This is a genomic window from Citrobacter sp. Cb028 (assembly GCF_030336705.1).
GTDB lineage: Bacteria > Pseudomonadota > Gammaproteobacteria > Enterobacterales > Enterobacteriaceae > Citrobacter > Citrobacter braakii.
The window spans coordinates 1-211 of the sequence record NZ_JAOWCZ010000004.1 but is presented as its reverse complement, the minus strand read 5'-3'; the positions used below and the strand labels follow the sequence as shown (position 1 = coordinate 211).

Sequence of the window (211 nt, the reverse complement as noted above, 5' to 3'; positions counted from 1 at the left end):
TAATAAGTGGCGGAACGGACGGGACTCGAACCCGCGACCCCCTGCGTGACAGGCAGGTATTCTAACCAACTGAACTACCGCTCCACCGAATTTCTTTGTCACCACCCGGATTATTCATCCCGGTTTACTGCAATTTGATGCCTGGCAGTTCCCTACTCTCGCATGGGGAGACCCCACACTACCATCGGCGCTACGGCGTTTCACTTCTGAG

The 211-nt window shown here is 55.0% G+C and carries 1 tRNA gene; it reads right to left on the bottom strand.

Annotated elements, in window-relative coordinates:
* Positions 1-7 precede the first annotated feature (7 nt).
* Positions 8-84 (bottom strand) — tRNA-Asp (locus OGV75_RS00025).
* Positions 85-211: the final 127 nt, after the last annotated feature.